The sequence below is a fragment of the Microbacterium jejuense genome (genome assembly GCF_039544225.1).
GTDB classification, from domain to species: domain Bacteria; phylum Actinomycetota; class Actinomycetes; order Actinomycetales; family Microbacteriaceae; genus Microbacterium; species Microbacterium jejuense.
Genome location: NZ_BAABLG010000002.1, coordinates 248,891 through 266,047, shown reverse-complemented (window position 1 = coordinate 266,047; position 17,157 = coordinate 248,891). Strand labels below are relative to the sequence as shown.

18 protein-coding genes and 1 tRNA gene are annotated in these 17,157 nt (G+C 71.5%); 6 read left to right on the top strand and 13 right to left on the bottom strand.

Features of this window, described 5'->3' with window-relative positions; genetic code table 11:
• Window positions 1–2: 2 nt before the first annotated feature.
• From ABEA46_RS03570 to ABEA46_RS03540, 7 genes are all read right to left on the bottom strand, one after another.
• Window positions 3–557, bottom strand: a complete 555-nt coding sequence (locus ABEA46_RS03570; protein ID WP_345542981.1) for an MOSC domain-containing protein — start codon at window positions 555–557, stop codon at window positions 3–5.
• Window positions 558–609: 52 nt separating this feature from the next.
• Entirely contained in the window at window positions 610–1,488 is an 879-nt protein-coding gene (locus ABEA46_RS03565; protein ID WP_345542980.1) for an FAD:protein FMN transferase, read from the bottom strand.
• Window positions 1,489–1,490: 2 nt separating this feature from the next.
• Complete coding sequence (locus tag ABEA46_RS03560; protein WP_345542979.1) at window positions 1,491–2,012, bottom strand: FMN-binding protein; 522 nt, start codon at window positions 2,010–2,012, stop codon at window positions 1,491–1,493.
• Window positions 2,013–2,080: 68 nt separating this feature from the next.
• Window positions 2,081–4,858, bottom strand: a complete 2,778-nt coding sequence (locus ABEA46_RS03555; protein ID WP_345542978.1) for a cation-translocating P-type ATPase — start codon at window positions 4,856–4,858, stop codon at window positions 2,081–2,083.
• A 47-nt stretch (window positions 4,859–4,905) separates the two neighbouring features.
• The gene (locus ABEA46_RS03550; protein ID WP_345542977.1) at window positions 4,906–5,940 is read right to left on the bottom strand and encodes a ribose-phosphate diphosphokinase; all 1,035 of its coding nucleotides are present in this window, start codon (window positions 5,938–5,940) and stop codon (window positions 4,906–4,908) included.
• A complete protein-coding gene (glmU, locus tag ABEA46_RS03545) occupies window positions 5,915–7,387 on the bottom strand; it encodes a bifunctional UDP-N-acetylglucosamine diphosphorylase/glucosamine-1-phosphate N-acetyltransferase GlmU (RefSeq protein WP_345542976.1) in 1,473 nt (490 codons plus the stop codon). The genes ABEA46_RS03550 and glmU overlap by 26 nt, the downstream gene beginning before the upstream one ends.
• Window position 7,388: 1 nt before the next feature.
• Window positions 7,389–7,460, bottom strand: a tRNA-Gln gene (locus tag ABEA46_RS03540).
• 78 nt (window positions 7,461–7,538) lie between these two features.
• Here ABEA46_RS03540 and ABEA46_RS03535 point away from each other — a divergent pair.
• A complete protein-coding gene (locus ABEA46_RS03535; protein ID WP_345542975.1) occupies window positions 7,539–8,075 on the top strand; it encodes a MarR family winged helix-turn-helix transcriptional regulator in 537 nt (178 codons plus the stop codon).
• Between the two features lie 48 nt (window positions 8,076–8,123).
• Here the strand turns inward: ABEA46_RS03535 and ABEA46_RS03530 are convergent, their stop codons facing one another.
• Window positions 8,124–8,747: a TetR/AcrR family transcriptional regulator gene (locus ABEA46_RS03530; protein ID WP_345542974.1), complete on the bottom strand. Its 624-nt coding sequence runs from the start codon at window positions 8,745–8,747 to the stop codon at window positions 8,124–8,126.
• 85 nt (window positions 8,748–8,832) lie between these two features.
• On the opposite strand from ABEA46_RS03530, the gene ABEA46_RS03525 reads away from it, so the two are divergent.
• Window positions 8,833–9,522, top strand: coding sequence for a DUF998 domain-containing protein (locus tag ABEA46_RS03525; protein WP_345542972.1), 690 nt, complete (start codon window positions 8,833–8,835; stop codon window positions 9,520–9,522).
• Window positions 9,523–9,537: 15 nt separating this feature from the next.
• On the opposite strand, the gene ABEA46_RS03520 is transcribed toward ABEA46_RS03525, so the two are convergent.
• Entirely contained in the window at window positions 9,538–10,020 is a 483-nt protein-coding gene (locus ABEA46_RS03520; RefSeq protein ID WP_345542971.1) for an SRPBCC domain-containing protein, read from the bottom strand.
• Window positions 10,017–10,367 (bottom strand): ArsR/SmtB family transcription factor, encoded by a 351-nt coding sequence (locus tag ABEA46_RS03515; protein WP_345542970.1) that lies wholly within the window; start codon window positions 10,365–10,367, stop codon window positions 10,017–10,019. The genes ABEA46_RS03520 and ABEA46_RS03515 overlap by 4 nt, the downstream gene beginning before the upstream one ends.
• 92 nt (window positions 10,368–10,459) lie before the next feature.
• Between ABEA46_RS03515 and ABEA46_RS03510 the strand changes: the two genes are divergently transcribed.
• Window positions 10,460–11,020 carry a nitroreductase family protein gene (locus ABEA46_RS03510; protein WP_345542969.1) on the top strand — a complete coding sequence of 187 codons (561 nt, stop codon included), beginning with the start codon at window positions 10,460–10,462 and terminating at the stop codon, window positions 11,018–11,020.
• Between the two features lie 3 nt (window positions 11,021–11,023).
• On the opposite strand, the gene ABEA46_RS03505 is transcribed toward ABEA46_RS03510, so the two are convergent.
• Window positions 11,024–11,653, bottom strand: coding sequence for an HAD family hydrolase (locus tag ABEA46_RS03505; RefSeq protein ID WP_345542968.1), 630 nt, complete (start codon window positions 11,651–11,653; stop codon window positions 11,024–11,026).
• 7 nt (window positions 11,654–11,660) lie between these two features.
• Window positions 11,661–13,460 carry an ABC-F family ATP-binding cassette domain-containing protein gene (locus tag ABEA46_RS03500; RefSeq protein ID WP_345542967.1) on the bottom strand — a complete coding sequence of 600 codons (1,800 nt, stop codon included), beginning with the start codon at window positions 13,458–13,460 and terminating at the stop codon, window positions 11,661–11,663.
• 120 nt (window positions 13,461–13,580) lie between these two features.
• On the opposite strand from ABEA46_RS03500, the gene ABEA46_RS03495 reads away from it, so the two are divergent.
• From ABEA46_RS03495 to ABEA46_RS03485, 3 genes are read left to right on the top strand one after another with little or no spacing between them, the layout of a single operon-like run.
• Window positions 13,581–15,263 carry an FAD-dependent oxidoreductase gene (locus ABEA46_RS03495; RefSeq protein ID WP_345542966.1) on the top strand — a complete coding sequence of 561 codons (1,683 nt, stop codon included), beginning with the start codon at window positions 13,581–13,583 and terminating at the stop codon, window positions 15,261–15,263.
• A complete protein-coding gene (locus tag ABEA46_RS03490; RefSeq protein ID WP_425563152.1) occupies window positions 15,263–15,550 on the top strand; it encodes a metal-sensitive transcriptional regulator in 288 nt (95 codons plus the stop codon). The genes ABEA46_RS03495 and ABEA46_RS03490 overlap by 1 nt, the downstream gene beginning before the upstream one ends.
• Before the next feature lie 33 nt (window positions 15,551–15,583).
• Entirely contained in the window at window positions 15,584–15,748 is a 165-nt protein-coding gene (locus tag ABEA46_RS03485; RefSeq protein WP_345542964.1) for a hypothetical protein, read from the top strand.
• Window positions 15,749–15,754: 6 nt separating this feature from the next.
• Here the strand turns inward: ABEA46_RS03485 and ABEA46_RS03480 are convergent, their stop codons facing one another.
• The gene (locus ABEA46_RS03480; protein ID WP_345542963.1) at window positions 15,755–17,134 is read right to left on the bottom strand and encodes a GNAT family N-acetyltransferase; all 1,380 of its coding nucleotides are present in this window, start codon (window positions 17,132–17,134) and stop codon (window positions 15,755–15,757) included.
• Between the last annotated feature and the right edge of the window lie 23 nt (window positions 17,135–17,157).

Here is a 17,157-nt window from a genome sequence, read left to right as displayed (position 1 = left end):
CGTCACACCGGCTGCAGGGGCTCGTGGCGGCCGGCAGGCGGGATGACGCGGATGCCGTCGCCCGGCCGCACCGTTCCCCCGGTGAGGACGACCGACATGACGCCCGCGAGGCGCACCGTGGCGCCCGTGTCGTCGACGAAGACCAGTTCTTTCATGAGTCCTTCCGAGACGCCGTTGATCTGGGCGCAGGGGTTGCGCAGGCCTGTGATCTCGATGACCGCCTCGTCGCCCAGCTCCAGGCGCGTCCCCGTCGGGAGGCCGAGCAGGTCGATGCCGGCGGTCGTGATGTTCTCGCCCAGCGCCCCGGGCGCCACGTCGTGGCCGCGCTCGGCCATCGCGTCGAACAGCTCGGCGTGGATCAGGTGGACCTGCCGGAGGTTGGGCGCCTCGGGCTCGCGCTTCATGCGCGACAGGTGCTGCACGGTGATGCCGGCGTGGGCATCGCCCTCGACGCCGAGCCCGGCGATCAGGGCGATGCTCTCGCGCGCCGGTTTGCTGAAGCGATGCGCGTCGTCACGGGAGACCGCGACGACGTGTCCGGATGAGGGCTCGGTCACTATTCCAGGCTATTCGGTCGCGGAGCCGGGGCGGTCCGGGTGCCGCCGTCTGTCAACGGAACAGCTCGGCACGGCAGCCGGGCGACCACTCGACGCCGCCGTCCGTCGTCATGCGCACCCATTCGACGCCCCACGCGCGCGCGAGACGCGGTCCGCCGTCGAAGAACAGCGCCGTGGCCACCGCGTCCGCCGTCATCGCGTCGGCCGCGACGGCCCAGGTCGCGGCGACGGTCCTCACCGGCTGCCCGGTGCGCGCGTCGAGCACGTGGTGCAGCGTGCCGCCCGTCGCCGAGGGCCAGGAGCGCCGGTTGATCGCCGAAGCGCAGAGTGCGGCATCCGTCACCTCCCACACGCCGATCGCACGGCGCGGGTCGAACGGATGCTCCAGCCCGACGCGCTCGGGGCGCCCCCGCACCGCGAGATCGCCGCCCGCGTCGACGACCACATCGCCGGCCGCCGCACGCCGGACCACGTCGAGCACGAGGTCGACCAGCCGCCCCTTGCCGAGCGCCCCGACGTCGATGACCGCCGGCTCGGCCAGCGCGAGGGAGCCGCCGCGCCAGGTGAGCACATCGCGCCAGGCGGCGGGGGCGGCGAGTGGTCCGCGGTCGTGCAGCGTGTACGCCGCGTCGTAGCCGAGGGCGTCGAGGGATGCCCCGACCAGCGGATTCACGGCCCCACCGGTGGCCTCGCCCAGCGCCGCGAAGGCGTCGAGCATCGGCCCGGCGTCCGCCGGCGCGGGAACGGCGCCGCCGGTGCGGGCCAGGGCGCTCACGACGGAGTCGGGGCGGAAGCGGGACCATTCCTGGTCGAAGCCGTCGATGACGGCGCGCACCGTGTGGCGGGCGGCCTCATCGAGCGGCTCGGCGGTGGTGATCTCCCACGTCGTGCCGATGGCCTCGAAGCGCCACGGCGCCGGCGCGGCGCCCACGGCTACTTCGCCGCCTCGGACTTGATCGTCTCGAGGGCCTCGTTGAAGCCGCCGCTGGTCAGCGACGAACCGGCGACACGGCTGACCTGCAGGTCGTCGATGTCCTGACCGACCACCACCGACGCGATGCCGCCGATGAACTTGCTCTGGTACTCCTCGGACTCCCGCTTCTGCGGGTTGCCGGTGACCTCGACATCGGTGACGACGTCGTCCTCCAGCGTCACCGTCACGGTGATCGTCTCGACAGATTCCGGCGTCGCGTACGTGCCGTCGGCGGAGTAGGTGCCGTCGGCGTACGAGCCGGTCGAGTCCGAAGACCCGGTGTCGGTCGACGTGTCATCCGACGTGTCCTCTGTCGACGTGTCGGTGGACGACGTCGACCCCGTCGAGGGCTCTTCGGCCTCGGACGCGCTCGGCGCGCAGCCGGCGAGCAGGGCGACGCCGGCCGCCGCGGTGAACGCGGCGCCGGTGGCGATGAGGCGGCGGGGACGGACAGGGCGTGAAGCGAGTGCGGTGCGGATCATGATGGTCCTCCTGGCTCGTGGATCGCGGGGCGAGATGTATGCGCCCGCAAGCATCCTCGCAACCGGTCCTATGAGCCGCCTTTGAGCGCCCCCGTAGAAGCCGATGACCTACGGCGCACCGCCTTGAGCGCCTCGACCGCGAAGAAGATCGCGATCGACACCGCGATGGGGAGGATCCAGGATGCCGCCGGCAGCGGCCTCGAGTCGAACAGCAGGTTCATGAACGGCACGTACGTGTAGATCAGCTGCAGCACGACCAGCGCCAGCGCGGACCACCACACCACTCGGTTGCCGCGCAGCACGTCGAGGGTGAGGCTGGAGCGCGAGAGGAACCGGCAGTTGAACAGGTAGGCCAGCTGCCCGAAGGCGAGCATCAGGACAGCCTCGGTGCGGGCCGTCGCGACGTCCACTCCGGCGGCGGTGACCCCGTAGAACACGCCCATCGTCGCGCCGCCGATGAGCAGCGAGACGACGATCACGAAGCCGAGCTCGCTGCGGTCGACGATCGGGCCGCCGCTCGCGCGAGGCGGCCGGCGCATGATGCCCCGCTCGGCGGGCTCGTACGCGAGGGCGAGCGACAATGTCACCGCGGTGATCATGTTGACCCACAGCACCTGCACGCTCGTGACGGGCAGCGCGAGGCCGAACACCACGGCGATGAGGATCACGAGCGACTGGGCGCCGTTGGTCGGCAGCAGGAACACGATCGACTTGCGGAGGTTGTCGTAGATGCGACGCCCCTCGGCGATGGCGCTGCGGATCGTCGCGAAGTTGTCGTCGGCGAGGACGAACTCGGCAGCCTCCTTGGTCGCCTCGGTGCCCTTGATGCCCATCGCGATGCCGACGTCGGCGCGGGTGAGCGCGGGCGCGTCGTTGACGCCGTCGCCGGTCATCGCGACGACCTCGCCGTGGGACTGCAGCGCCCGCACGATGCGGATCTTGTGCTCGGGGCTGGTGCGCGCGTACACGTCCACGTCGCGCACGACCTCGCGCAGCTGCTCCTGACTCAGCGCTTCGAGCTCGGCGCCGGTGAGCACGGTGGCGCCGGGGCCTGCGAGGCCCATCTCGTTCGCGATCGCCAGGGCGGTGCCGGCGTGGTCGCCGGTGATCATCTTCACGCCGATGCCCGCGGCATGGCAGTCTGCGATCGCCTCGATCGCCTCGGGCCTCGGCGGGTCCACGATGCCCCACAGTCCCAGGAACTCCAGGTCGACGAGGTCGTCGAGGGCGAACTCGTCCGTGGTGGACCGCACCGGCTTGCGCGCGGCGGCGAGCACCCGGAGACCCTGCCCGCTGAGCTCGTCGAGCACCGCATCCCACCGCGCGAGGTCGAGCGGCTCTGACCCGTTCGTGCCGCGCTGGGTGAGCGATCGCTCGAGCAGCCGGTCGGGGGCGCCCTTGACGAGGATCGCGCGCGACACCTCCCCGTCGGCGCCGCCGGTCCTCGCGGCCTCGTTGAGCGTCGCCATGAGCTTGTGCGCCGAGTCGAACGGGATCACCGCGACGCGACGCCCGCCGGCCGAGCCGACCCCGCCCTTCATCGCGGCGACCTTGAGCGCCCCCTCGGTCGGCTCGCCCACGAGCGTCCAGGCGCCGTCGTCGGCCTGCACGATGTGCGCGTCGTTGCACAGGGTCGCGACCGACAGGATCGCGGACAGGTCGCCGGTCTCGCCCGCGGCCTCGGCGGCGCCCACCAGGCGGATCACGCCCTCCGGCGCGTACCCGAGTCCCGTGACGTCGTACTCGGCGATCGCGGTCACGATGCTGCGCACCGTCATCTCGTTCTTCGTCAGCGTCCCGGTCTTGTCGGAGCACACGGTGGTGACCGATCCGAGCGCCTCGACGGCGGGGAGCTTGCGCGTGATCGCGTTGCGGCGGGCCATCTGCTGCACGCCGATCGCGAGGGTGATGGTGACGAGCGCAGGCAGCCCCTCGGGGATCGCCGCGACCGCGAAGCCGATGGCCGCCGAGATCAGCTCGTCGTACGGCATCCCGTGCAGGAAGCGGCCGATCATCAGCATGACCGCGGCCATCCCGAGGATCACGACAGTGAGCACCCGCCCGAAGCTGTCGAGCTGGCGCGTGAGCGGCGTCGCGAGGGATCCCGCTTCGTCCGAGAGAGCCTGGATGCGGCCGATCTCGGTCGTGACGCCGGTCGCGGTGACGACGCCCTGACCCTGGCCGGCGCTCACGATCGTGCCCGAGAACGCCATCGAGCCGCGGTCGCCGACGCCCGCGTCGACGGACACCGCGTCGATCTCCTTCGACGACGGCACGGACTCGCCGGTGAGCGCGGCCTCGTCGATGCGCAGCCGCGACGCCTGCATCAGCCGCAGGTCCGCGGGCACCTTGTCTCCGGGCATGAGGCGCACCACGTCGCCCGGCACGAGGCCCGCGGCAGGCACAGTGACCCAGCTGCCGTCACGGCGCACCGTGGCATCGGCCGACAGCATCCCCCGGATCCCGGCGAGCGCCTTCTCGGCGCGACCCTCCTGGATGAACCCGATCACCGCGTTGATGATCGCGACCGCCATGATGACCCAGAAGTCGAGCCAGTCACCCATCAGCGCCTTGATGACCGCGGCCGCCAGCAGGATGTAGATCAGCGTGTCGTTGAAGTGCGCCAGGAAGCGCACGACGGCAGGCTTGCGCTCGGGCTCGGGCAGCTCGTTCGGGCCGGCGATCGCCAGCCGGTCCGCCGCCGCATCGGCGCTCAGCCCGCGCGGGCCGGTGCCGAGATGGGTCAGCACGGCGCCCGTGTCGAGCGCCCACGGCCGGGGCACGGTCAGGCGCGCCTCGGTCAGAGGCGCCCCTTCGGTCTGTGCGGAGTCCAGCGGCTGCGACATCGATGCTCCATCCGTGAGTCGCCCGCGTCCTCCGCCTCGCGTGGGGCCTAGGCGGCCCCGTCGAACATGCTGGTGACGGAGCCGTCCTCGAACACCTCGTGGATCGCGCGAGCGAGCAAGGGGGCGATAGGCAGAATCGTAAGCGTCGGGAAGCGCTTCTCGTCGGGGATCGGCACCGTGTCGGTGACGACGACCTCGTCGATGGCCGGGCTCTGCAGCCGCGTCGCGGCCGGATCGCTGAAGATGGCGTGGGTCGCCGCAACGATCACCTTGACCGCGCCGTTCGCCTTGAGCGCCTCGGCCGCCTTCACGATCGTGCCGCCGGTGTCGATCATGTCGTCGACGAGCAGGCAAACTCGGCCGTCGACGGCGCCGACGATCTCGTTGACCGTGACCTGGTTGGCGACGTTCGGGTCGCGGCGCTTGTGGATGATCGCCAGCGGTGCGCCCAGGCTGTCGGACCACTGGTCGGCCACGCGCACGCGGCCGGTGTCGGGCGACACGACGGTGAGGCGTTCGCGGTCCTCGGTGCTGAGGGTGTTCTCGAAGTACTCCAGCAGCACCGGCTTCGCGAACAGGTGGTCGACGGGGCCGTCGAAGAAGCCCTGGATCTGCGCTGCGTGCAGGTCCACGCTCATGACGCGGTCGGCGCCGGCGGTCTTGAAGAGGTCGGCGACGAGCCGCGCGCTGATCGGCTCGCGGCCGCGGCCCTTCTTGTCCTGGCGCGAGTACGGGAAGTACGGCGCGACGACGGTGATGCGCTTGGCCGACGCGCGCTTGGCGGCGTCGAGCATGATGAGGGTCTCCATCATCCACTCGTTGACCGGCGGTCCGAAGCTCTGGATGAGGAACAGGTCGCAGCCGCGGATCGAGACCTCGAAGCGGGTGAGGATCTCACCCGATGCGAACGTGCGGTACTCGGTGGGGACGAGCTCGGTGCTCAGCTGCTCGGCGACCTGCGCGGCGAGCTCGGGGTGGGAGCTGCCACGTGCGACGACGAGGCGCTTCTTCGTCTTCGCGACGAGGCCGGGGGCGATGTCATTCGCCCGGTCGAGCTCAACGGTCTTCTTCTTGCGCGCCATCGTCCGCCTTCTGTGCGCTGCGGGCCTGGGCCGCGACATCCGCCGCCCCGGTACCCGGTCTGTTCTTCTCGACCCACCCCTCGACGTTGCGCTGAGGGGCGACGCTGAGAGCCAGGGCGCCGGCGGGGACATCCTTGCGGATGACCGCCCCTGCCCCCGTCTTCGCGCCGTCTCCGATCCTAACGGGCGCCACGAAGACGTTGTGCGACCCGGAGTGCACCTCGTCGCCGATCTCGGTGCGGTGCTTGGTCAGGTCGTCGTAGTTCGCGGTGATCGCGCCGGCGCCGAGGTTGACCCCGCGGCCGATCGTGGTGTCGCCGATGTACGAGAGGTGCGGCACCTTGCTGCCCACGCCGATGGTCGAGTTCTTGATCTCGACGAAGGTGCCGATCTTGCCCTTCTCGGCGAGGTAGGTGCCCGGTCGCAGATACGCGAACGGGCCGACGGTGGCCTTCGCGCCGATCACCGCGAGCGTGGCGTCGGTGCGGGTGACAGTGGCGTCCTCGCCGACCTCGCAGTCCACCAGGCTCGTGTCGGGGCCGACGATCGCGCCGGTGGCGATCGTGGTCGCCCGCAGGATGTGGGTGTTCGGCAGCACCGTCACATCCGGCGCGAGCGTCGCGGTGACATCGATCCACGTGGTCGCGGGATCCAGGACCGTCACGCCCTCCAGCTGCCAGTGGCGCACCGTGCGGGCGTTCAGCAGCCGCCCGACCTCCGACAGCTGTGCGCGGTCGTTGACCCCGAAAGTGACGGCGACGTCGTCGACGATGGATGCCGCCACCCGGCCGCCCTCCTGCCGCACGAGCCCGGCGACGTCGGTGAGGTACTTCTCGGCCTGCGCGTTGTCGGTGCCGATCGCGGGCAGGTGGGTGCGGAGCGTCTCGGCGCGGAACACGTACATGCCCGCGTTGATCTCGCGCACGGCCCGCTCGGCCTCGTCGGCGTCCTTCTGCTCGACGATGCGCGCGACGTCGCCGCTCGCGTCGCGGATGATCCGGCCGTACCCGTGCGCGTCCTCGACGACGGCGGTCATGAGCGTCACAGCGGCGTCGGCGGCGCGGTGGGCGGCGACGAACGAGGTCAGGGTGTCGGCATCCACCAGCGGGGTGTCGCCCGACAGCACCAGCACATCGCCCTCGAACCCGGCGAGCTCGTCGAGAGCGACCTCGACCGCGCGTCCGGTGCCCGGGATCTCGTCCTGATCCACGACGAACGCCTCCGGTGCGATCTCGGCGACCGCCGCGGCCACCAGGTCGCGCTCGTGCCTCACGACGACGAGGGTGCGCTCGGGCGTGAGCACCGCGGCCGCGCTCAGCACGTGCCCCACGAGCGGCCGGCCGCCGATGCGGTGCAGCATCTTCGGCAGCGACGACTTCATGCGCGTGCCCTGCCCGGCGGCGAGGACGATGACGGCGAGCGAGGGATCGCGAGTCGTGTCTGTCATGCTCCGCCGCCAGGATTCGAACCTGAACCTCACAGCTCCAAAGGCTGTCGTGCTGCCGTTACACTACGGCGGAACGCGGCGCCGGAGGACCGGATGCCGCCCGTCAAGTCTGCCAGACCGCGCCTGCGCCCCTCCCCGCGATAATGGGGTCATGACGACACGGCCGACCGGCACGAAGTCCCCCGGCCCGCAGGGCGACGAGGTCGATCGCATCGTCGAAGCCTGGATCACCCAGCGCCCCGACCTCGACTTCTCCCCGCTCGGCGTGCTGTCGCGGGTCGATCGGCTCTCACGCCACCTCGACCGCGCGCGGCGCGACGCGTTCCGCCGCAGCGACCTCGAGCCGTGGGAGTGGGACGTCCTGTCGGCGCTGCGCCGCGCCGGCGAGCCGTTCCAGCTGAGCCCGAAGCAGCTGCTGCTGCAGACGCTCGTCTCCAGCGGAACGATGACCAACCGCATCGACCGGCTCGTCGGCCGCCGCCTGGTGCGCCGGGAGGCCGATCCCGCCGACGGCCGGAGCGTGCTCGTGACGCTCACCGACGAGGGCCGGATCCGGGTGGATGCCGCGATCACGCGTCTCGTCGACGCCGAGGCGATGCTTCTCGAGTCGCTCTCGCGCGCCGACCGCGACAGGCTCGCCGCCCTGCTGCGCAAGCTGAGCCTCGGCTTCGACGCTGCCGGCGCATAGTCCGTCCCGCGCGCGGGTCGCCGTGCGGCCCCGGCCGACCTCGGCCGGTCAGCGGCGAGCGTAGGCGGCCAGGAACACCCGCGCCCCCTCGCGCGCATGCGCACGCACCCTCGCCGGCGGTTCGATCCGCGTGCCGAACATCCCGCGGTCCATGTCGGCCCCCATGACGAGGAACGCGAAGTGCTCCGCCGCGAGCGTCGGCGACCTCACCTCGAGGAGCCCGCGCTCGGCGAGGCGCTCGAAGGCGCCCGCGAGAGCCCGCAGGACGGTGTCGGGCGCCCGCTCGCGGTATTGCGCGACGAGGTCGGGGAACCGGGCCAGTTCTCCGACGAGCAGGCGACGCAGCGGAAGCACCGGGCCGAGCACCACGGCTTCTGCGAGGCGCTCGGCCAGGCGCGGAAGCTCGAGCCGCACATCCTCGAGTTCTTCGATGGCTTCCGTCAGCAGACTCGCGAACTGCTCGGCGGTGGCGATTGACCTGCCGAGGGCGGCACGGAACAGCGCCTCTTTGTCGCCGTAGATGTTGTAGACGGTCCGCTTGGCGACGCCGGCCCGCTCGGCGACGATCTCGACGCTCACCCCGTCATAGCCGAACTCGTGGAACGCCTCGATCGCGGCATCCAGGATCAGTGCGCGCGAGCGCGCGATCCGCGGGTCTTCTTCTCGAGCCATCCGCCCCCCTCTTGCGGCGCAACGTCCAACACATCTACTCTACCCAACAGTGCACTAATGCACTCAGAAGTGCAGGAGTCTGATGATGTCGATAGAACCCGCCGGATTCGATCGAAGAGCCGCGGTCACCCGCAGCCTGTTGGGCTGGGGCGTCGTCGCCGGCCCGTTCTACATCGTGGTCGGCCTGACGCTCGCGCTCACGCGGCCAGGCTTCCGGCTGTCCGAGCATGCGCTGTCGCTTCTCATGCTGGGCGAGTGGGGATGGATGCAGCGGCTGAACCTGATCCTCACCGCACTCATGGTCCTCGCGGCGGCGTGGGGCTTCCTGCGCGCGATCCGCAGCGGGCGCGGACTCGCCATCGCCATGCTGGTCGGCGCGTACGGGATCTGCCTCATCCTGAGCGCGATCTTCCCACCCGACCCGGTGGCGGGCTTCCCGCCAGGATCGGCCGGCGGCACCGCTTCATTGAGCGGAATCCTCCACCTCGTCTTCGGCGCGCTGGGCTTCGCCGCCCTGGCGGCGGCCGCGTTCGCCTACGCAGGGTGGTGCCGCAGCGTAGGTGCACGCCCACGCGCCGTCGGGGCGACGGTCCTCGGCGTGATCGTCCTCGTCGGCTTCTTCGGCGGAGCCGCCTTCGCGACGATTCCCCTGGGCGTGCTCCTCCTGTGGATCTCCGTTCTCGCGGGCCTGCTCTGGCTCGCTCTCGCATCGAGCCACGTCTACGCCTGGTCGCCTCATCCCGTGCGCGCCCAGCAGGCACACTCGACGGCGTGAGGCTTCACCGGCGACTCAACGTGCGCGTGACTCGGCAAGGGCCGCCAGCGCCTCGGTGACCGAGCCCCACCCGTCGAAGAAGCCGAGCTGCTCGTGGCGATCCCGCGTCGCCGGGTCGGCGTGGCGCACGACCACGCGGTAGTCGGTGCCGTCGGGATGCTCGTCGAACACGATCTCGGCGGTCATCGCGACAGGCTCGGGCGATGCGGGATGCCAGGTGCTGTCGATCGCGTTCGAGAACACGATCCGGGCACCGTCGTCGACGACGAGGAACACCGCGTCGGTATGCGGCACGAACGCCGCCCCGTCGTCGCTCAGGCTGGTGACGAACGCGCCGCCGGGACGGACGTCCAGCTGCTCGATGCGCGCGACCGTCGGCGCGGGCACCCACCACTGCGCCAGCTGGGCGGGGTCGGTCCACGCCTGCCACACGACCTCGCGCGGAGCGCGGATCACCCGGTCGAGGGTGAGGTCGAGCCGGGGGTCGAGGTCGGTCATGACTGCTCCTTGGATTCGAGAATCTCAGCGGATCCGGCGACGAAGGCGGCGAGGCGGTCGGTGCGCTCGTCCCACACGCGACGCTGCTCGTCCAGCCAGCCGTCGACGAGCGAGAGCCGCTCACGGTCGAGCGTGCACATGCGCACACGGCCCGACTTGGCCGTGCGCACGAGCCCGGACGACTCCAGCATCCGCACGTGCTTGAGGAACGACGGCAGCGTGATCGCGAACGGGCGGGCCAGCTCGCTCACGCTGGCCGGCCCCTCGCCGAGGCGCCGGATCACGGCGCGCCGTGTCGGGTCGGCGAGCGCGACGAGGACGTCGTCGAGAGCTCCATGCTTAGCCATAGATGAAAGTATGCGCCACGGCCAACACTTAGCGCAAGGGCAAAGTGTAAGAAGTCGCCCCTCGCGTCACGCCGATGCTCCAGGATGAGACCGTGACCGAACCGCCCGCGGAGCTGCTCCCCGCCCTCCGCAGCCGCTTCAGCCCGGTGCTGTTCGACACCTCTGCCACGATCTCGTCCGCCCAGCTCGACGTACTGCTGGATGCCGCCCGCCGTGCCCCGTCGGCGGGCAACTCGCAGCCGTGGATGTTCGTCGCGGGCGTGCGCGGCGATGCCGTGCACGCCCGCATCCTGCCGCACCTGGCGCGGAGCTCGTCGGTGTGGGCGCCCACCGCGTCGCTGCTCATCGTCAACCTCGCGCACGTCGGCGTCGAAGGTGCACCGGAGTGGGAGTACTCGGAGTTCTCGCGCTACGACCTCGGACAGGCCGTCGCGTACATGAGCGTGCAGGGTCTGTCGATGGGTCTGCACGCCCACCAGTTCCGGGCCTTCGACCGTGCGGCCGTCGCCGCCGAGTTCGCGGTGCCGGCACACTGGGAGGTCACCTCGATGACCGCCTTCGGCGTCGCCGCCCACGCCCCGGGCGAGCTCACCTCTCCCGGCACGAGCCGCGACCGCGCCGCCCTCGACGAGATCACCTGGGCACGCGCGTAGCCATCAGCCGTCGAGCACCGTCTCCAGTTCGGCAAGCGAGCCGATGCGCACCGCGTCGACGTCGGGCGGCAGCGCCTGGTGGCCGCCCTCGAAGTGGACGAAGCGCGTGCCGAGCTCGACGGCGATCTCGTGGTCGTGGTTCGTGTCCCCGATGAGCAGCACGTCGCCGTCGTAACCGGTCGCGCGCAGCCACGTCGTGATGACGTCGCGCTTCGACGCCCGATGCGGGTCGGTGATGCTGAGGATCGCATCGAACTCGGGCGCGAGCCGGTGGGGTCGCAACTGCGCCTCCAGCAGCGGACCCTGCGTCGCCGAGGCGAGCACCTGCGAGACACCGCGCGACCGCAGCGCCTCGATCGTCTCTCGCGCGCCCGGGTGCAGCGGCACGTCCGACACGTCGGCTTCGAGCAGTCCGAGGTACCGGTCGACGGCCGCGCGGTACTCCCCCGGGCCTATGCCGGCATCGGCATAGAACCGCTCCAGCGGAAACCGGAACAGCGCACGATAGGCGCCGGTATCCACGATCCCGGGACGACCGAAGTCGGCCAGCATCCGGTTCATCACCCGCAGACACCGTGCGACGTCGTCGAGCAGCGTGCCGTTCCAGTCCCAGCACACCGCACGCACCGTCACGGTGGCGTCAGCCGATCTGCTCGGTGAGCTCGAACCAGCGCTCCTCGACCTGGTCGCGCTCCTTCTCCAGGTCGGCGATGCGCGACATCTCGGCCCCGAGACCGACGTAGTCGGACTGGTCGTGGTCGGCGAGCGCGGTGCGGGCGCCGGCGATCTGCGCCTCGAGCTTCTCCAGGCGCCGTTCGAGCGCGGAGACCTCCTTCTGCGCGGCCCGCAGCTCGGCTCCCGACAGCGAGGGAGACGTGGATGCCGGGGCCCCGGCATCCACGGAGCTCTCGGTCTTCTCGGCGAGCGAGCGGGCTCGCAGCCGCAGATACTCGTCGACGCCGCCGGGCAGGTGACGCAGGTGGCCGTCGAGGATCGCGTACTGCTGGTCGGTGACGCGTTCGATGAAGTAGCGGTCGTGCGACACGACGAGGAGCGTCCCCGGCCACGAGTCGAGCAGATCCTCGATGGCGGCCAGCATGTCGGTGTCGAGGTCGTTCGTGGGCTCGTCGAGGATCAGCACGTTGGGCTGCTCGAGGAGGATCAGCAGCAGCTGCAGGCGACGCTTCTGTCCGCCCGACAGGTCCTTGACCGGTGTCGAGAGCTGTGCGCTCTGGAAGCCCATGCTCTCCAGCAGCTGGCCCGGTGTGAGCTCCTGCGCCTTCGAGCCGCTGCCGAACGTGTAGGTCGTGCGCAGGCGCGAGATGACGACGCGCACCGGATCGTCGAGGTGCTCCTCGAGTTCGTCGAGACGCTGCGTGAGCGTCGCGACCTTGACCGTCTTGCCGCGCTTGACGCGTCCCGCGGTGGGCTCGACGTCGCCTGCGACGAGGCCCAGCAGGGTCGACTTGCCGGCGCCGTTCACACCGAGGATGCCCGTGCGCTCCCCCGGCGCGATGCGCCACTCGACAGGGTGCAGCACCTCGCGGCCGTCGTACGACACCGCGGCGTCGAGAAGGTCGACGACGTCCTTGCCGAGCCGTGAGACGGCGAGGGAGCGCAGCTCGGTCGCGTCGCGGATCTCGGGCACGTCGGCGATCAGCACGTTCGCGGCGTCGATGCGGAACTTCGGCTTCGATGTGCGGGCGGGCGCGCCGCGGCGCAGCCACGCGAGCTCCTTGCGCGCGAGGTTCTGTCGACGCTGCTCGATGACGGCCGCCTGGCGGTCGCGTTCGACGCGCTGCAGGATGTAGGCCGCGTAGCCGCCCTCGAAGGGCTCGACGATGCGGTCGTGGACCTCCCACGTGGTGTTGCACACCTCGTCGAGGAACCAGCGGTCGTGGGTCACGACCAGCAGTCCGCCCTGATTGGCGGGCCAGCGCCGCTTGACGTGGTCGGCGAGCCACGCGATCGCCTCGACGTCGAGGTGGTTCGTGGGCTCGTCGAGGAAGATCACGTCGTCGTCGCCGACGAGGAGCGCCGCGAGGGAGACGCGGCGGCGCTGGCCCCCCGACAGACCCGCGATCGGGCCGTCCCACGCGAGATCGCCGAGCAGGCCGGCGATGACGTCGCGCGTGCGCGCGTCGCCCGCCCACTCGTGTTCGGGACGGTCCCCCACCACCGCCTCGCGGATCGTCAGCGCATCGTCGAGGGTGTCGGACTGGTCGAGCACGCCGACGCGGACGCCGCCGCGCACCGTGACGCGGCCGCCGTCGGGCTCGAGCCGCCCCGCGAGCATCGCGAGCAGACTCGACTTGCCGTCGCCGTTGCGGCCGACGACGCCGATGCGGTCGCCCTCGTCGATGCCGAGCGACACGCGGTCGAAGACGACCTTGGTCGGGAACTCCAGGTGCAGGGCCTCGGCCCCCAGAAGATGTGCCATGTCGCTTCCAGGCTAGGTGACGCGGCGCGCGTCACCGGTCGCCGATTTGGATGCCAATACCCCCTGGGGTATCGTCGAGCGACATCGAAGGATACCCCCGGGGGTACCGGAGGGAGTGATATGAGGATCGTGATCGTGGGCGGAGTGGCCGCCGGGATGAGTGCGGCCGCCAGAGCCCGCCGCCATGACGAGACCGCCGAGATCATCGTGCTCGAACGCGGCGACGAGGTGTCGTTCGCGAACTGCGGCCTGCCGTACCACGTGAGCGGCGAGATCGCGGATGCCTCCTCCCTCCTCGTCCACACGACGGCGTCGCTGCGGGCGGCCATGAACCTCGACGTCCGCACCCGCCATGAGGTCATCGCCGTCGACGCCACCGCGCGCACCGTGACGGTGCAGGCTCCCGACGGTCTCGACACGCTCTCGTACGACGCACTCGTGCTCGCCCCGGGCGCCGCCGCCGTGCGTCCGCCGATCGAGGGCATCGACTCGGCACGCGTGCACACGCTGCGCACCGTCGCGGACGCCGTCGCCCTGCGCGCGCGTGTGACGGCGGGCGACCGACGTGCCGTCGTGCTCGGCGCCGGGTTCATCGGGCTCGAAGCCGCCGAGGCCCTGCGCCACGCCGGACTCGAAGTCGACCTCGTCGAGCGCGCAGGGCACGTCCTCCCTCCGCTCGAGCGCGAGCTCGCGACCCTCGTGCGCGACGAGCTCGTCCGGCTCGGCATCCGCGTGCACGACGACGTCGCCGCCACCCGCATCGCCTCTGACGACGCCTCTGACACCGTGCGCCTCGGCGACGGCACGGCCCTGGCCGCCGACCTGATCGTGCTGTCAGTGGGCGTCAGCCCCGACACGCGCTTCGCCCAGGCCGCCGGCATCCACACCCTCCGCGGGGCGATCGTCGTGGATGACCGCGGCCGCACCTCGGCGCCCGGCGTGTGGGCCGCGGGTGACGCGACAGCGCATGCCGCCGCCGTGACCGGCGCCGTCGTCCCCGTCGCGCTCGCCGGCCCGGCGAACCGCGCCGGGCGCCTGGTCGCCGACGACATCTTCGGCATCGACGACGCGCGCCCTGTGCCGGCGTCGTACGGAACGGCCATCGTGCGCGTGGGCCGGCTGACCGCGGGACTCACCGGCGCGAACCGCGCCGCGCTGGAGGCCGCCGGCATCGCCTACCGCACGCTGCACCTGCACCCGAACCAGCACGCGGGCTACTTCCCCGGTGCCGAGCCGATGCATCTCGTCGTGCACCTCGGCGACGACGGACGCCTGCTCGGCGCGCAGGCCGTCGGCGCGGACGGGGTGGACAAGCGCATCGACGTCCTCGCGACGGCCATGCGCGCCGGCCTCACCGCGCCGGACCTCATCGACCTCGACCTCAGCTACGCCCCGCCGTACGGCCAGGCGAAGGACGCCGTCAACCTCGTGGGCATGGTCGCCGAGAACGTGCTCGCCGGCCGCCTGACGCTGTGGCACGCCGCCGACCTCGCCGAGGTGCGTGCGGAGGCGCTCGTGCTGGACGTGCGCTCGGCGGCCGAGTTCGCCGGCGGGCACATCCCGGGCGCGCTCAACATCCCGCATACGCAGCTGCGCGACCGACTCGACGAGGTGCGCGACGCCGCCGACGGCCGCCCCGTGCGCGTCCTGTGCGCGGCCGGCGTGCGCTCGAACATCGCGCACCGCATCCTCGCGAACAACGGCTTCGACTCGGCGTCGCTGTCGGGAGGCATCCAGACACTGCGCCACTGGTACGGCGCCGAGATCGACCGCGTCCTCACCCCTGAAGGAGTCTTCGCATGATGATCACCGGAACCCCCGACGAGCAGGCGGCGACCCGCAAGCGCATCGTCAACCGGCTCAAGCGCGCGCACGGTCAGCTGGCCGGCGTGATCGCCGCCGTCGAGTCCGATGCCTCGTGCCGCGACGTCGTCACGCAGCTGGCCGCCGTCACGAGTGCGCTGGATCGCGCCGGCTTCGCGATCGTCTCGACCGCGATGCGCGACTGCATCGCCGACCCCGAAGGCGCGGAGAACGCCGAGGGCCTCACCACCGACGAGCTCGAGAAGCTCTTCCTCGCGCTGGCCTGACGGCCCGCGAGACACCGACAGGAAGGAGACCCCATGTGCAGACAGGTCACGTGCTCCACGTGCGGCAAGGCGACGTGGGCCGGATGCGGCCAGCACGTCGAAGAGGCGCTGGCCGGCGTTCCGGCCTCCCAGCGCTGCCCCGGCCACGAGTCAGCGGCGGCAGGCGGCGGGTTGTTCGGGATCTTCCGACGCCGCTGAGGCTCGTCAGTACCAGATGCTGAGCCGCGGCGCCGTGTGCCACCCGAGCACGCGACTCGCCGCGGCCACCGCCTCGGAATGGGTGGATGCCGGGCCCCCGGGAGCCACCTGCACCCGGCCCGCGCGCACCAGCGTCGCCAGCGACACACCGCCGAGGTAGGTCGCCGACAGCTCGGCGATGCCCAGGACGACGGTGACCGCGTCGACGGCCTCGTCGTCCTCGAGCGGCCGGACGCGACCTGCGCCGTCGTCCGCGGCCTCGAGCAGGTAGCGCCCGGTCGCAAGGCCGAGCGGGTCGGCGACATCGAGCACCAGGCGCCCTGCGGCGCCGTAGCGGCGGTTCTCGAGTGCCGCGACGACGTCGATGACGCGCACATACTGGTGGTCGACGACGCTGACCTTCGCGGCCCGCTGGTCCGCGATCATCCACAGCAGCGGCTCGTCGACGGCGAGTTCGTACGAGGTCACCTCGGCGACGAGGTCGAGCTCGAGCAGGAACCGCCACAGCGCCGCGTACGCGTCGTCGTTCTCGGCCAGCAGGTAGTGCACCGACACTGTGGACTTCGTGAAGTCGTCGTGGTTCTCGCGGACCGCGTAGATCGCGGCGCCGCGCACCTCGCCCGCGGCGTCGGTGTACTGCACAGCGCGCTTCTCGCCCGCCTTCTCGGCGACCGGGGTGGTGCCGGCGAAGTTGTCCCAATGTGAGCCGGGCACGTCGATCTCACCGGCCGTGAGGTGCCGCACACGATCGTGCAGCACCGGCAGCAGCTCGCGCGCCCGCTCCCGCGGGATGAAGTCGATGCGCCCCTCGGGCCGCGGGCCGATCCAGCCGGCGCGCTTGGTCTCGATGCGCCACCCCGCCCGCGGCGCGGCGGGCGCGAAGCCGTAGCGGCCGTACAGCGTCGACTCGCTGACCGTCAGCATGGCCATCGGGATGCCGGCGGCCTGTGCCGCGCGCAGCTCGCCCTCGAGCATCGCGCGGGCGATGCCCCGGCGCCGGTGGGTCGGCGCGACGGTGACGGCCGAGATGGCGCACGACGGGATCAGTGCGCCGCCGGGAACCGCGAGGTCGCCGAGCCACGACGCGATCGTCGAGACCGGCACCTCCGGCATCGGGCCCTCGGGGTCGTACACGCCCGTGACGCGACGGTAGCCACTGCGCTCGCGGATCGACGCGATCTGCGCCTCGCTGCGCTCGCTGTCGAGGAAGCCGCGACCCACGGCCTGCAGCCACGAGGCGAACTCCTCGTCGGCGACCGCGACCCGCCGGTAGTCGAGCCCGCCGGCGGCGAGCCGCGCGCGGGACTCCTCGTCGACGGGGCCGGCGCGGAACGCCGCGCGGTCGGACTCCCCTGCACCGGCGGGCGCGATCTCGGACGTGCTCATGCGTGTTCCTCTCGAAGACCCGG